Annotated in this window: 7 protein-coding genes; 6 read left to right on the top strand and 1 reads right to left on the bottom strand. The window is 72.3% G+C overall.

Annotated features, from left to right (window positions below):
• Nucleotides 1-86: 86 nt before the first annotated feature.
• Nucleotides 87-4,040 (bottom strand): type VII secretion protein EccCa, encoded by a 3,954-nt coding sequence (gene eccCa, locus Q3Y56_RS26155; protein ID WP_304464263.1) that lies wholly within the window; start codon nucleotides 4,038-4,040, stop codon nucleotides 87-89.
• Nucleotides 4,041-4,205: 165 nt separating this feature from the next.
• Here eccCa and eccD point away from each other — a divergent pair, with 165 nt between their 5' ends.
• From eccD to rpsO, 6 genes are all read left to right on the top strand, one after another.
• A complete protein-coding gene (gene eccD / locus Q3Y56_RS26160) occupies nucleotides 4,206-5,675 on the top strand; it encodes a type VII secretion integral membrane protein EccD (RefSeq protein WP_304464264.1) in 1,470 nt (489 codons plus the stop codon).
• The gene (locus tag Q3Y56_RS26165) at nucleotides 5,675-8,194 is read left to right on the top strand and encodes a PQQ-binding-like beta-propeller repeat protein (protein WP_304464265.1); all 2,520 of its coding nucleotides are present in this window, start codon (nucleotides 5,675-5,677) and stop codon (nucleotides 8,192-8,194) included. The genes eccD and Q3Y56_RS26165 overlap by 1 nt, the downstream gene beginning before the upstream one ends.
• 13 nt (nucleotides 8,195-8,207) lie before the next feature.
• Nucleotides 8,208-10,370 (top strand): PQQ-binding-like beta-propeller repeat protein, encoded by a 2,163-nt coding sequence (locus tag Q3Y56_RS26170; RefSeq protein WP_304464266.1) that lies wholly within the window; start codon nucleotides 8,208-8,210, stop codon nucleotides 10,368-10,370.
• Nucleotides 10,371-10,373: 3 nt separating this feature from the next.
• Nucleotides 10,374-12,530, top strand: coding sequence for a PQQ-binding-like beta-propeller repeat protein (locus Q3Y56_RS26175; protein ID WP_304464267.1), 2,157 nt, complete (start codon nucleotides 10,374-10,376; stop codon nucleotides 12,528-12,530).
• Between the two features lie 67 nt (nucleotides 12,531-12,597).
• Nucleotides 12,598-14,673, top strand: a complete 2,076-nt coding sequence (locus tag Q3Y56_RS26180) for a serine/threonine-protein kinase (protein ID WP_304464268.1) — start codon at nucleotides 12,598-12,600, stop codon at nucleotides 14,671-14,673.
• 248 nt (nucleotides 14,674-14,921) lie between these two features.
• Nucleotides 14,922-15,209, top strand: a complete 288-nt coding sequence (gene rpsO / locus Q3Y56_RS26185; RefSeq protein ID WP_261955366.1) for a 30S ribosomal protein S15 — start codon at nucleotides 14,922-14,924, stop codon at nucleotides 15,207-15,209.
• Nucleotides 15,210-15,545 lie beyond the last annotated feature (336 nt).

The following is a 15,545-nucleotide window of genomic DNA, read 5'->3' on the forward strand; positions in this document are numbered from 1 at the left end:
GGCCGACTGCCGGCAGGCACAGCGGAGACACAGCAGGGGGGGCGTACCGGCTCGGCTGGTACGCCCCCTCTCCTTCATGGTGGACGTCAGTCTTCCTCGAGCCAACCCGTCTGGACGAGCGACGCCCCACCCCGGCGGGAGACGAAGACACCACGGCCGGGCGGCAGCGGGCGAGCCTTCACACCGCCCAGAAGCTCGCCTTCGGCGGGCGGTCCCGACAGCAGGACGCCCTGGGCCCCCAGCTCCTTGAACCGCTGGATGAACGGTTCGTACGACGACCTGCCGGCTCCCGCGGTGCTGCGCGCCACGATGATGTTGACGCCCGAGTCCCGCGCGTACGGCAGATTGTCCACCAGCTGCGCCATCGGGTTGCCCGAGGACGTGGCGACGAGGTCGTAGTCGTCGACGACGATGAACGCGCGCGGCCCCTTCCACCAACTGCGGGTGCGCAGTTGGTGCGGTGTGACATCGGTCCCGGGGATACGACTGCTGATCAGCGTGTTCATGTCCGAGACGTACTTCTCGAAGGCGTTCTGGGTCGTGGCGTATCCGACGAGATGGGGCTCGGGCACGCACTCCAGAAGGCTGCGGCGGTAGTCACCGACGACGAACAGCGCCTCCTCCGGTGTGTACCGCTCGGTGAGCTGCTTGATGAGCAGGCGCAGCAACGCGGTCTTTCCGGACTCCGTCTCGCCGTAGACCGCGAAGAGCGGGTCGGTGTCGAAGTCGACGAAGACGGGCTTGAGGTTCATCTCGTCGATGCCGATGGCCACGCCGCGGTCCGGTTGGTCACGGCCGCCGGGCAGCTCCCGGGCGGCGAGCATCCGCGGCAGCATCCGGACCTGGGGGGCGTGCGGTCCGGGCCAGTTGTCGGAAGACGCCTTGACGAAGGCCGCGGTGGCTTCGGACAGGTCCTCGGTCTGTGACGAGGAGTCGATGCGGGGCAGTCCGCCCAGGAAGTGCAGCTTCTCGGCGGTGAGGCCGCGGCCCGGCGAACCGACGGGCACGTTCACCGCGATCTTGCGGTCGAATTCGGAGTCCATCGGGTCGCCGAGGCGGAACTCGAGACGGCTGAGCAGCTGGTCCTTCAGCGCCGCCCGCATCTCCATGTAGCGGGTGACCGTGGCGATCAGGTGCACTCCGAGGCCGAGGCCGCGGGCCGCGATGTCCGCCACGATCGGTTCCAGCATCTCGTAGTCCGTCTTGAAGGACTGCCAGCCGTCGATGACCAGGAAGACGTCGCCCCATGGCTCGCCCGGCAGTTGTCCGGAGGAGCGGAGCTGGCGGTAGGTGCTGATGGAATCGATGTTGTTGTCCCGGAAGAACTCCTCACGCTGGTTGAGGATGCCCGTGACCTCGGCGACCGTGCGCCGGATCTTCTCCGGGTCGAGACGGGACGCGACGCCGCCGACATGGGGGAGTCCCTCGATGGCGATCATCCCACCGCCGCCGAAGTCGAGAGCGTAGAACTGGACCTCAGCCGGCGTGTGCGTGAGCGCGAAAGAACCGATGAGGGTGCGGAGCAGCGTGGACTTGCCGGAACGCGGGCCGCCGACGATCAACACATGGCCGGCCGCGCCCGAGAAGTCGCGATAGAGAATGTCGCGGCGCTGCTCGAACGGCTTGTCCACGATGCCGAGCGGGACGACCAGGCCGCCGCTGCGTGCGTAGCCCGCCACATGCAGGCCACGCTCGGGCGAGGCGGCCAGTGGCGACAGGATCTGGTCCAGCGGGGGCGCTTCGTCCAGAGGAGGCAGCCAGACCTGGTGCGCCGCCGGGCCCTGGCCCTCCAAACACCGCACGATGACGTCCAGCACGGTGTCGGCGAGTGCGTCATCGGTGGTGGCGGGCGTGAACGAGTAGTCCGGGGCGGGTGCCACGTAACGGACCGGCACGGGAGCCGCGGTGAACAGCACAGGACGGCGGTCGGCGGGCAGCGGACCGCGGTCGATGTCCGCCGCGGCCGAGCCCCGGTAGGTCCCCGAGACGTAGGCGGCCTTGAACCTGACCATCTCGTCGGTGCCGAACTTCAGGTAGCCGGAACCGGGCACGGACGGCAGGTGGTACGCGTCCGGGACGCCGAGCGCCGTCCGGGACTCGGCCGCGGAGAACGTCCGCAGCCCGATGCGGTAGGAGAGGTACGTGTCCAAACCGCGCAGCCGCCCCTCTTCCAGCCGCTGAGAAGCCAGCAGCAGGTGCACGCCCAGCGACCGGCCGATGCGGCCGATCTGGATGAACATCTCGATGAAGTCGGGCTTGGCTGTGAGCAGTTCGCTGAACTCGTCGATGACCAGGACCAGGGAGGCCAGCGGTTCCAGCGGCGCTCCCGCGGCGCGCGCCTTCTCGTAGTCGTTGAGATTCGCGTAGTTGCCCGACGACCGGAGCAGTTCCTGACGGCGCTGCAGCTCACCGGTGATGGAGTCCCGCATACGGTCGACGAGGGTCAGATCGTCGGCAAGGTTGGTGATCACCGCGGCGACGTGCGGCAGTCCCGCCATGCCCGCGAAGGTCGCGCCGCCCTTGAAGTCGGCGAGCACGAAGTTCAGGGTCTCGGAGGAGTGCGTGACCGCCAGGCCCAGGACGAGTGTCCGCAGCAGCTCCGACTTACCGGAGCCGGTCGCGCCCACGCACAGCCCGTGCGGGCCCATGCCCTCCTGCGCCGCCTCCTTCAGGTCGAGCATGACGGGCGAGCCGTCTTCGCCCACTCCGATGGGAACGCGGAGCCGTTCGGCGGTGGATCGGGGCCGCCACGCGGTGTTGGGGTCCACGGACGCAGCGTCGCCGAGTCCCAGGAGGTCGGCGAACTCCAGGTTGGCCAGGAGCGGCTCGTCGTCATCGCCACTGGCGCTCATCCGCAGGGGTGCCAGCTGGCGTCCGAGCGCCTCGGCCGCCTCGAGTGACAGGATGTCGGGGAGGCCCCGGTAGACGGCTCCCGCGGAGTCGACCAGCAGCTGCCCCGGCCGTACGTCCAGCGAGAGTCCGCCCCGTGGCTCCTCCGCCTCCCCCGCCACGAGTTCCACCAAGGTGACTCCCTGAAGGCCTTCGGGCGCGGCCAGGAGGGAGCCCGACGGCACCAGCCCACCGTCGAGCACCACCACGACGTGCGGCTGGTCCAGCAGGGGCTGTCCCTCCGGGTTGAACCGCGGCCTGCCCTCCAGCCGGCTCGCGAGCAGTTCCTCCACCTCCGGGAGGTTGTCGCTGAACAGACGCTTGGTGCCGGTGCCGTCGAGTGAGCCGGGGACCTGGGAGTGCGGCAGCCACTTGATCCAGTCCCAGCGTTCCGCGGCCTCGGGTCCGGCCACTATGGCGACGTGCAGGTCGTCCGGCGAGTGCAGCGCGGTCAGGCTGGCGACCAGCGAGCGGGCGTTCCCCAGGGCCGCTTCCGTCTCGCCGGAGATGGTGAGGTGATAGAAGGACCGCAGCGAGACGGCCATCGGGAGCCCGTCGAGCGAGCTGTGCGTCGCCACGAACTGCTGTAGGGCCCCGGCGGAGAGCGGCTCCAGTTCGTCCAGCGGTGCCGTCCCCGGGGCCACCAGCGGCGTCCACAACTCCTGTGGGCCCAGGCCGATCCGTACCTGCCCGAAGTCGTCGTCGCTGATCCGGCGCTCCCACAGCCGGCTGCCCTCGGCCACCAGCGACCACAGTTGATCGGGGCTGGGGTGCAGGAAGAACTGGGCATCCCGCTGGGCCCGCGCCGTGCGGTGCACCTTGCGGCGCGTCTTCGCCAGGTATTTCAGGTAGTCGCGGCGGCCTTGCACCGCCTCTCCCTGCGAGCCCTTGCGGTACCGGATCACCTGGGCGATGACCATGGCGATCGTCGACACCAGCATCATCGCGCCCATGATCCGCATGAACGGAGCCGTGTTCGGCATGAAGAAGAACACCACCGACGAGCCCATGCCGAGCATCGGCAGGAGCTGCATCGCTATGCCCTCCTGTTGCCCTCGCGGGAGCTCAGGGGGCGCTTCGAGCCGCAGTTCCTCCCCGGGCATCTCGGGCGGGGTCACCCGAGGTGGCCGTTTCACGATGATCTGACTCACCGGAGTATCAATCCTTGGCGTGGGCTTGCGGACGTGGGCCGGCGCCCCCGTTGGTGGCGCCCTGTCGCTCGACGACGGTGATCCTACGTGGACATGCATTCGGCGGCGCCGGATAGGGTTGCGTGCCGCATCATGCGTGCGACAGCGAATGAGGGAGTCCAACAGGTGAGTTCGACCACTACGACCGGTTTCTGTCGAGTCACGGTCGTCGCGCCGGACAGCCGGATCGATGTCGCCCTCCCGGACGACATCGCCGTCGCGGACCTGTACCCGGAGATTCTTCGGTTGTCCGGTCAGACGCAGCCCGCGGGTACGCCGGTCGGCTACCACCTGGTGCGCCGGGACGGCAGTGTCCTCGACGGACACCGCTCGCTCGCCGCCCAGCGTGTCCTCGACGGAGACCTGCTCTGCCTGCGTCCCTTCGCGCAGTCTCTGCCGCCCGCCGTGCACGACGACGTCTCCGACGCCATCGCCGCCGCTGTCGCCCGCGACCGTACCCTGTGGAAGGACCGGTTCCTGCGCGCGTCCGGGCTCGTCGGCGGCGCGCTGCTGCTGGTTCTCATGGGCTTCGTGCTGTGGTTCGCCGACCCCGTCAAGCACGATATGCACGGTCTGCCCGGCATCATCGCGGCGGCGTTCGGCCTGCTGCTCGCGGCGTTCGCCGGCGTACGGGCGCGGGTGTACGAGGACCGGGCCTCTGCCGTGGCCCTTGGTCTGGCCGCGCTCCCGCATGTGATGATCGCGAGCTCAGGCATCCTCGCGCTCGATCCCGGCGAGGGCGTCGGCCGACTGCAGTTCCTGCTCGGATGCGCAGGCGTCCTGGTGGTCTCCGTGGCCCTGGTCGCCGCCATGCCGGTAGGTGACGCGCCGTTCGTCGCCGCCGTCCTCCTCTCCGCCTTCGGCACGCTCGCCACGTTCTGCCAGATCCTCACCGAAGCCAGCGCCACGCAGACCGCGGCGGTCAGCTGTGTCGTCGCGATCGGCGCCATCGCCTTCCTGCCCGGTATGTCCGTCCGCGTAGCGCGTCTGCCCATCGGCTATGTCGCGCCACGTGGGCCGGTCGGCCGGGTCGATCTCGACGCCGATCCGGAGGGACCCGTCGCCGCCCAGCCCGTCGACGCCGAGCGCATCGCCGCCCAGGCGCGCCGCGGCCACGAACTCCTGCTCGGCCTGCTCGCCGGATGCTCCGCGGTCGTCGTGGGGTCGGCGGCCGTGCTCGGCTTCTCCTCGTCCTTCTGGGGGCAGTTGCTCGCCCTCGCCGGCGGCCTGGCGATGCTGCTGCGCGCTCGCCTGTTCCGCTACACCGCGCAGGTCTCCTGCGTCCTGGTCGCCGGGATGGCCGCACTCGCCCTCCTCATCCTCGGTCTGTCCCTCAACCCGCCGGCGACCGCGGTCCTCGAGCTGCTGCGCGGGAACGGCACGGAGATGCATATCCGGACCGTTTGGCTTGCCGCCGCCGTCGCCGCGGGGGCCGCGCTGATCACGGCGATCGCCCTGATCGTCCCGAAGAAGGGCCTCACGCCGTTCTGGGGCCGCGTCACGGATCTGGCCGAAGGCGCTTTCCTGCTGTCACTTGTGCCGCTGTGTCTGGCTGTGCTGGACGTGTACAACTCGGCGCGGGACATGACCAGCTGATGTCCGTCGACGGGGGCAATGTGGGGGACGTGGAACCGTCGCCGACCGGGGCAGAGCCGCCCCTGTTCGGCCCGTACCGGGTTGTGACGTCCCTCGACGCCATGGCGAGCGGGGTCCCCGTGACCGCCCGTCGGTACATCGCCCGGAGCACCGACGGCACGGCAACGGCTCTGCTGACCGTGCCGCCGAGGGAGCTCGAGGACGATCCCGCGTATCGCGCACGGTTCCTGGCGGAGGCGGAGAACGCGCGCCTCCTTCGGGAGAACTCCCGTTCGCGGTGGCTCACCCCCGTCCGGGAGGTCTCGGACGCGAAGTCGGGGGTGCCGTGGTACGCGACGCCCTACGTTCCTGCCCTGCCGCTGTCCGCACTCCCGGCGGTGCTGGGCGGCCCGCTGCCGCAGCCGACCGTTCGGGTCCTGGGCGCGGCCCTCGCCGAAACGCTGGCGGAGCTGCACGAGGCGGGCTTCGCCCACGCCGGGATCGGCCCGCAGACGGTGCTCATCACCCCCGACGGCCCACGCCTCACGGGATTCGGCGCCGTGCGGGCGGCGGCCGCGGACGGGGAGGCCCGGTCCGCTCGACCAGGGCTGGATCCGGACTCCCTGCCGCCGGAGCAGGCGGCGGGGGGACGGCCGCGGCCGCTGGGCGACGTCTACGCCCTGGGCGCGGTACTGATGTTCGCGTCGACCGGGCACGGGCCGGGCGAGGGGCTGAGCCGGGGCGCGCTGGGGCGACTCCCCGATGACCTGGCGCGGTTGGTGACGGCGTGTCTCGCACCCGATCCCGCCCAGCGGCCGAGGGCCAGGGCACTGCTGGACGCGCTGGCGCCGGGAGCGGACCCGGCTGCCGGTGCGCCGGCCGGCCCGCTCGGCGTCGCGGGCGCGTCGACGCCCGTCCCCACGATCGTGGACCGTGGCGGATCCGCGGTGCATGCGCCAGGCGCGGGCCGCATGGCGACGGTGGTGGACGTCGGCAGCGGCCGCGCGGCGGCCCTGCTCGTCCCCGGTTGGCTGCCGGCGCGGGTGATCGCGGAGCTCGCCGAGCAGTCCTCCACCGTGCTGGCGGCCGAACTCGACCCTCTGCCGGCCCCGAACGCAGTCGCCGCGCAGGGGCGTGGCGCGGCCGACCGGACGACGGTCGGCCGCGCCCGTCGAGGCGCCCCGACGGACCGCGACGCCGTGCCACCACCTCCGGGAACCCGCCCGGGGCCGGACGAGGAGACGGCCCCAGCCGTGGCTCGGACGCCGGAAAGCCGGGTGAGCGCCTCCCGGCGCTCCCTCCTGGTCGGGATCGCGTCCGGTACGGCCGGCGCCGCCCTGGGGGGCGGGGGCGCCTGGTTGGCGACCCGGGACGGGGACGCACCGCCTGTCACGGAGGCCGAGCGGCTCGCGGCCGACCATCCTGCTACTCGGCGCGTCGGCGGGGCGCCGCCCATACCTCGTTGGAGCCGCGAACTCAAGGGCGCGGCGACGCCGTTGCACGCTCCGCTGATCTGGCGGGAGAAGGTCGCCGTCGTCGTCGGGGCCCGCGCCGTGACCGGCATCGATCTGCGCACAGGCGAGGAGATGTGGACCCAGGACACGGTGCGGCCGTCCGGTCCGGTCCGCGATGTCGGAACGGACCTCGTCCTGGTCCCCGGTCGGGAACCGGTGGCCCTGGACCCGCTCGACGGCCGTATCCGGTGGGAGGGCAAGGAGCTCGGGGCCGTCGGCGGCATGTCCTTCACCGCTCTGCTCGCCGTCCAGGACCATACGGTGTGGTTCGCCGCTCGACGCGGCGGCACAGGCGGAGGGCACCTGGTCGTCGCCTTCGACATGGACCGGCGCAGGGAGTTGTGGCGCAGCCCCCTTCTCCAGGGCTTCACCGAAGGACACCTCCTTGAGGACGTCCTGGTCGTGGCACCCGGTGGCTCCGGCAAGCCCCGCGAGGGCAAGACCGCCGCCAAGCAGTTCCTGGCGCTCGCGCGGGGCGACGGGCGGGAGGCCTGGCGGCGCACCTATCCGGAGGTGACCGCGGGCCGCATGGTGACCACCGACGCCCACCACACTCTGATCGCCGCCCTCGGACCGACGCTACGGGGATTCAACACGCTGCGGGACGACGAATCGTGGACCGTGCGGGCGAAGGGCAAAACGCGCCTGGGCCACCTCGCCGGCTTCGGCCGCCCGGTGGTCCGCGGTGGTGTCGCGTACGTCACCGACGGGGGCTACGGCGTCCACGCGGTCGAGTCCGCGACCGGTTACATCCGCTGGCAGCGCACCTATGGGCTCCCGATGCGGGTGACGGTGGCGCCGGGCACCCCTGACACGCTGATCAGTCCGGGCGGACGGACACTGATCTCGGCCAACGACGTGGAGGTGGAGGCGTTCGACGTGGAGGACGGGGCGCCGCTGTGGCGCTTTACCGACATCGGCCCCGGGCTGGACGACGGGACGGTGGGACGTCGCCACGTCGCGCTCACCGACGACGTCGCCGTCGTCACCAGCGGCACCAACGTCTACGCCCTGCCGCTGGAGTGACGCGCTGGTGTACGTGAACGACCATGATGGGGAAGGGGAGGCCGTGGGGTCGCCGTGCCCGGACCACGGGGAGTCGGCCGCTCGCCGGTACGGCCCCTATCTCGTCGTCGACGAGCTGGACTCTGCTGGTCAGGCCTACGACGCCTGTCGGGTGGCGGCGCGGCACACGGTCGACGGCCGCCTGGTCACCTTGATGCTGCCCCACCCGGAGCTGGCCCACGATCCCGGCTACCGGGTGCTCTTCCGCGCCGAGGCGGAGAACTCCCGTCGGCTGACCGGGCCATGGGTCGCGCCGGTCGCCGACATCAGCGACGCAGGCGCGGCGACCCCCTGGGTCGCCTACGACTGCTTCCCCGTGCTGCCGCTCCCGGCCGCCGTCGCCGCACACGGAGGGCCGCTGCCGGAAGCCGTCGTGCGCGCGCTGGGCGCCGCTCTCGCCGCGACCCTTGTGGACGCGCACGCCAACGGCCTCGTCCACGCCGGAATCTCGCCCGCGGCGCTGCTGCTGACCGAGGACGGTCCGCGGCTGACCGGCTACGGGCTGGGGCGCACCTCGGCGCCCGGGGGCGCGGCACGCCCCGGACGGCCAGGCGGGGACCCCCACAATCGGCCGCCGGAGCAGCACCCGGGCGCCCGTCCCGAACCGCCTGGGGACGTCTACGCTCTCGGCGCTGTCCTGGCGTACGCGGCCACCGGACGTACGGACCCGGATCCCGCCCGACTGCCGCACTCCCTGCGCGAGCTGATCGCGTCATGTCTGAGCCGGGACCCTGACCGGCGGCCGCGGCCGGAAGCGTTGCTCCGCGCCCTGGGTGGGCAGGGCGCCGGCCCGCCTCTGCCCGATGCGGTCACGGCGGCGCTGACGGCACAGCATCCGGTGGCCGCCCGTCCGCCCGAGCCCGCGGCCGAAGCCGGGGTCGGTGCCGCCCCGTCCAGTGCGGCACGGCCACGCCCGTCGCGGCGTACTGTGCTCGTGGGCGCGGGCTCGGGACTGGCGGGGCTCGCGCTGGGGGCAGGCGCGATCGCCGGCTGGCGTGCGCTGGAGGACGAGCCGCGGAGGCTGCGCCCGACGGCGGGCATCCCGCCGTCCCCGCTGTGGCACCGCACCTTCCCCTGGCAGCTGGAGAACATGGCCGGGCTCTCGGATGACCGGATCGCTCTCCTCAAAATCAGCGAGGGCCTGATCGGCGTGGACGTGGGCACGGGCAGGAAGGTCTGGACCCGCGCCGACCTTCAGCTGATCGAGGACCTCAGGGTGCTCGACGGGGGACTGGTGCTGATATCCGGGGGTGCGCGGTTCTCCATGTTGTCGGCCCGCAACGGGAAGGTCATCTGGACCGAGGAGAAGTACGGCTCCCTAAGCGCCCTTTCGATGAAGCACGTCCTGGCGGCGGAGGGACAGACGCTGTGGTTCCTGGCGGAGCGCCGCGACTGCGAGGAAGCCGATACGCCGTGCGGCAAGACCCCCTACGCCGCTGTCGGCTACGACCTCGGGAACCGCCGGGAACTGTGGCGCACCCCGCTCCCCAAGAGCTTCGGCAGCGATCGCGCCATGGAGGGCCTCCTGACCCGCGGTGAGCTGCTGGTGCCCAACACTGGGGACGATTACTCCCTCTCCGACACCCCCTTCACGTACCTGGCGCTGGACCGGCGCACGGGACGGGAGCTGCGAAGGACGCGCTACCAAGGTCTGGACGTCGACCTCGACTCGCTGAGGATGGCCGTGCCCGGCGACCTCCTGCTCGCGTCCTCGTTGAAGAACCTTCGGGCGTACGACATCGCCAGCGGTGAGGAGCGATGGCGTTACGACGGACTCGGGCAGATCACGGCCGCCGCCGTCCACGAAACGATGGTCTTCGCCACGGACTTCCGCACGGTCACCCACGCCCTGGACGTCCGCGACGGGAAGCGGAGATGGCGGCGCGCGAGCGCCGTGCCGCTGGAGTCGTCCATCACCACCAGCGAGACATGGGTGAGCCATTCGGGAGCCACCGTGATCCAGATGAACGCATCGGAGATCGAGGCATTGAACGCGGCGGACGGCTCGCTGCGCTGGCGACTGGCCGTCGTCGGCAGGGAGGGAGGAACCGCGGGACCCGGCTGGGTCGGCGGAACCGCGCCCGGGATGGTCTTCGTCATCGGCAGCAACGATCTCTACGCATTCCCGGTGGACTGACCGATGCCCCTTCCCCTCACCCATGACGACCCGCGGTGCATCGGCCCGTACACCCTCGTCGCCCGGTTGGGCAGCGGCGGTATGGGCACCGTCTACCTGGCGTGCTCGTCCGGCGGCCGGACGGCCGCGCTGAAGACCGTGCACGCGCGCTTCGCCGAGCAGCCGGAGTTCCGCAGCCGGTTCCGGCTGGAGGTCGACGCCGCCCGTGTCATCGGCGGCCGGCACGGAGCGCGTGTCTTCGACGCCGACCCACTGGCCCCCACCCCGTGGCTGGCCACCGAGTACGTGCTCGGACCGGCGCTGGACGAAGCCGTCGAAGGGTACGGCGCCCTCCCCGAGCACGCCGTACGGGCGCTGGGCGCGGCTTTGTGCGAAGCGCTCGCCCAACTGCACTCCTCCGAGGTTGTCCACCGCGACCTGAAGCCCTCGAACATCCTGCTCTCCGCGCACGGCCCCAAGGTCATCGACTTCGGCATCGCCCGGGCGGTCGGCGACGACAGGCTGACCCGCACCGGCGCCGCCGCCGGGACGCCCGCCTTCATGTCCCCCGAGCAGGCCGGCGGAGTCGAGCACACCGCCGCGGGCGACGTCTTCGCGCTCGCCGGGGTGCTCGTCTTCGCGGCGACCGGCCGTGGCCCCTTCGGCGGCGGCCAACCCGCCGACCTGCTCTATCGCGTGCGGTATGCGGAGCCGGAGCTGTCCGCGGTGCCCGAGCGGCTGCGCGCGACCCTCGCCCGTTGCCTGGCCAAGGACCCGGCGCGGCGCCCCGGCACGACGGAGCTGGCGGCGGAGCTCCACGACGGCGCGGGACACTTCGCGGACCGCCTGCCCGACGCCGTCCTCGCCGACATCGCACGCCGCGTCGCCGACGTGTGGCAGGCCCCGCCGGCCAGACTGCCAGCCCCCGCCGCGGACCCCACGGCCACAGCTCCCGACGCACCCGCGGCGCGCGGAATACCGCGGCGCAAACTCGTCATCGCGGGCGGCGGCACCGTGCTCGCCGCCGGTGCCGCCCTCGGGGGCTGGGCGTGGCTGCGGCCGCGCGTTAGCTCCCCGGCATCGGGCGGGTCCCCCGAAACACCCGCACGACGCCCGGGAACACCTCCGCGTCTGTCCTGGAAGGTGACCCCGGGTGACTTCTGGGACGCGGTCACCGTGCTGGTCGCTGGCGACCACGCGGGGATCGTCTCCCCGGCCGGGCTGCTGTGCGTCGACGCCAGGACCGGCGACGCGAGCCGTCCCAACACGCAGGTGACCCAGAAGGAACTGGTGGTCTCCGACGGTCGGCGGCTGCTGGCCGCCGAGCCTGGCATCGGTTCCCTCCGTATTTCGCCGATCCACCTGCGGACCGGGAACTTCGGGACGCCGTTGGCGGAGCTGCCGACAACCGATTCCCTGCGCTTGCTCGCCGCCGATGAGGAGTCGCTCTACCTCCAGGGGCACACGAAGAAAGGATGGCTGAGGACCGCGGTCGACACCCGGACCGGAGAGGTTCGGTGGCGGCGTCCGATCGCCACCCCCAGCGGTGACGCACTCGTCGCGAGGCTCGCGGGAGACACACTCGTCATCGCTTCGGGGGAGCGCTTCACGGCCATCGACACCGGAAACGGCACAGCGCGCTGGACCACCGTCCTCACGAAGGGACAAGGCATCGACCCCCTCGGGGTCGCTCGGCTCGCCGTCTCCGGCGAACACCTCTTCCTCGGCTCCAGTGACCTCCTCGCCCTGCGGCTCTCCGACGGAGAGGAGGCCTGGCGGTTCGGCCAAGGCCGGAAGTTCGCGACGAAGTTCCCACCGGAGGCCCATCGATACGGGCCGCCTGTGGTCCGGGACGACGTCGTGTACGCCGCCGAACGCGGCCACGGGCTGGTCGCCCTGGACGCGAAGGGCGGAGATCTGCTGTGGGAGCAGCGGAAGGCACTGGGCCCCCCGGTCTTCTGGGCAGCCGGCCCCGACATCGGCAAGCGCTATATCTACGTAAAGCCCGACGTCGACCAGTGGGTGACCGCCATCGATCTGCGCACCCACCGCGTGGCGTGGACGTTCTCGGGAGCCGCCGGCGTGACCCCCGGACTCTCGACTGTGGTCACCGCACACCGTTCCGCCGGACGCGTCCTCGTCGCCAGCGGCGGCACCGTGTGCGCCATCCCGCTCGAATAGCGCCCCCACGCCACCGAAGAGCCCCTCTGGCACCGCCTCCCTTCCTCGACCGCGCAGGAGACCTTCCATGAAACCCCTCGGCACCGGCGATCCGCTGCGGCTGGGCCCCTACCGCGTGCTCGGCGTGCTGGGTTCGGGAGGGATGGGCCAGGTGTACCTCGCACGCGAGGCGGGGGGACGCCCGGTGGCCGTGAAAGTGCTGCGCCCCGAACTCGCTCACGACCTCGACCTGGCGCGCCGCTTCGTCCGCGAGGCACGGACGGCGAGCGCCGTCCCCGGCACCGGAGTGGCGAAGGTTCTGGACGCCCGCGTCGAGGGCGGACGTCCGTGGATCGCGACCGACTTCCTCGCGGGGCCCACGCTGGACGACGCCGTCGAGCGCCACGGCCCCTTCGACGAGGCGGCAGCGGGTGCCCTGGGCGCCGCACTGGTCCGTACGCTGGCTGAGATCCACGGGGCGGGACTGGTCCACCGCGACCTCAAGCCGTCGAACATCGTGCTGACCTCGGACGGCCCGAAGATCATCGACTTCGGTATCGCCCGGCCCGAGCACGGACTCACCCTGACCGCTACCGGCGAGACGGTCGCCACGCCCGGCTACGCCCCACCCGAGCAGGTGCTGGGGCGGCGGACCGGCCCCGCGGGCGACGTCTTCTCCCTCGGCGCCGTCCTCGCCTTCGCCGTGACAGGGCGGCGCGTCTTCGACGGCGGGCACATCGCCGCCGTCCAGTACAGCGTCGTCCACGAGGAGCCGGAACTCAGCACGGTGCCCGACGGCCTCCGCGCCGTGGTGGCCGCGTGCCTGGCCAAGGACGCGGCCGCGCGCCCCTCCCTCGACCTGCTCGGTCGGGCGCTCGCTCGGGAACCCGCGCGAGCGGCCGGGGCGCGGCGGCGCATGCGACCGCCGTGGGCCACCGGCCCCCTCGCCCAGGACATCGCCCACCGCGAGGCCGACGCCGCCCGCTGGGCCGCCGGATTCCCCGGCGACCAGCCGCCCCCGCCCTCCCGGCGGCGGTTGGTGAGGGCGCTGGCGGCGGGCGGCGCGGTCCTCACGGTGGGCGGTACGGCGGCATGGTGGCTGCTGCGCGACAAGGACGCCGCCGCGGCCCCGCCGAGCTGGGGCGCGAAACCGCTGCGGAGCTACGACCAAGGCACCGCGCCGCAGCCCCTGTGGGGCCCGGTGCAGGCGGCGGAAGGCGACCCGCCCACCCCGCTGACCGTACGCGACCTGGTGGTCGTCGCCGTGCGCGGCGGCGCCCTGCGCGCCTACGACGTCCGTGACGGGCAGCGACGGTGGACCGCCCCGGCGGCAGCCGTTGCCGTCGGAGCCCTCTCTGCCGGCGACGAGACGATCCTGACCGCCGACGGCTCGGGGGCACTCCTCGCCCTGCGCGCCGAGGACGGCGGCCGCCGCTGGTCCGTACGGGACGCGGACGCCGCGGCCCTGCTGGCGGCCGACGCCGACGCCGTCTACCTGGTCACCCGTGGCGGAGCGCTGCGCGCGATCGGGCTCGCCTCGCGCCGGCCCCTGTGGACCGTCCCCTCGCCCGTGGAGACCTCAGGCCCGGCACCCGCCGCCGCGGTCGCCGACGGACACCTGGTGGTGTACGGCGCGGACGGCCGGGCGGCGGCGCTGGGAACCGAAAGGGGAGAGGTGCGCTGGGGCCCGCGCGTCGTCGGCCGCCGGGCCCTGCCCCCGGCCATCGCCGACGGCACCGTCTACCTCGGCGGGAAGAGCCTCGTCGCACTGGAGCTGGCCAACGGCGAGCAGCGCTGGGCGCACCCCAGCACCGCTCCCGCGATGGGCTGGGGGCCGCCCGTGGTGCAGGGAAAGCTGCTCTACGCCGTCGACGGAAGCAACCTGTACGCCCGCGACCGCCGCGACGGCGCGGATGCCTGGACGCTGCCCGTGGATTCGGATACGCGGACGCCTCCGAGCCAGGCCCCGGTCGTCGAGGGGAACAGCGTCTGGGTGGTCACCACGCGGGCCGGGCTCAGCGGCGTGATGACCGCTGACACCAGGGGCGGGACCAGCGCGTGGACGACCACCTTGGGCGACGAAGTGCCCTGGCGGCTCGCCGCCGCCGGCAACCGCGTCTTCCTCCAGCACCGGGGCACCCTCACCGCCATGCCCGTCTTCTGAGCCCGCGCCCGGGGCCCCGGGGCCCGCGCCCCGTACCACCGGGAGCCCCCGCCCCCGACCGCCGGGCGAGCCCCCCGCCCCCGACCTGGTACGCTGTGTGACGGCCGTTTGTGTACGCGCCCCCGGAGCCCTTTCGAAGGCTCTGGAGACAGCGCCCAGCGAGCCCCGCCTCCCGAGTAACGGAAGCTCCCCTGAGACCAAGACCAGGGGCACTCGGTGGCTGAAACGAAGCACCCAAGGAGTATCGCGTGTCGCTCGACGCCGCCACGAAGAAGCAGATCATGGCCGAGTTCGCCACCAAGGAGGGCGACACCGGTTCCCCCGAGGTCCAGGTCGCGCTGCTCTCCCGCCGCATCTCGGACCTGACCGAGCACCTCAAGACCCACAAGCACGACCACCACTCCCGCCGTGGTCTGCTGCTGCTCGTCGGCCAGCGCCGCCGTCTGCTGCAGTACCTGGCCAAGAAGGACATCACGCGCTTCCGTACGCTGGTGGAGCGCCTGGGCATCCGCCGCGGTGCGGCGGGCGCCAAGTAAGACGCCGTGAAGGGAGCGGTTCCCGCGCCAGGGGGCCGCTCCCTTTGCCATACGTACGGGTCTACACGAGATGAAGAGTCCGTATCCCGTCCGTACGGCACCGCGTACGGGCGGTGCCCAAGGTGCCCCGTACGCATGGACCAGACGCTTCAGCCGTCGTGAGGTCGGCCGAACCTTTGTAGTCTGGTCCCAACAACAACGCCATAACGAACGAGGAGGAGCGCCTCATTCCCGCCGCATCGGCGCCGCAGGCGCCGGTCCTCGGTAGTGGCTCCCGGAACTGGCAATTCCGGTGGCTTCGATCGAAGACCGGCCCGGTCGCCGGCCACCCGGCCA

It is taken from the genome of Streptomyces sp. XD-27, assembly GCF_030553055.1.
In the GTDB taxonomy this organism is placed as follows: domain Bacteria; phylum Actinomycetota; class Actinomycetes; order Streptomycetales; family Streptomycetaceae; genus Streptomyces.

Bases quoted from the DNA above. Each gene is read 5' to 3' on its own strand.
- Q3Y56_RS26180 (WP_304464268.1), top strand. From the start codon at position 12,598: ATGAAACCCCTCGGCACCGGCGATCCGCTGCGGCTGGGCCCCTACCGC.
- Q3Y56_RS26165 (WP_304464265.1), top strand. From the start codon at position 5,675: ATGTCCGTCGACGGGGGCAATGTGGGGGACGTGGAACCGTCGCCGACC.
- Q3Y56_RS26175 (WP_304464267.1), top strand. From the start codon at position 10,374: ATGCCCCTTCCCCTCACCCATGACGACCCGCGGTGCATCGGCCCGTAC.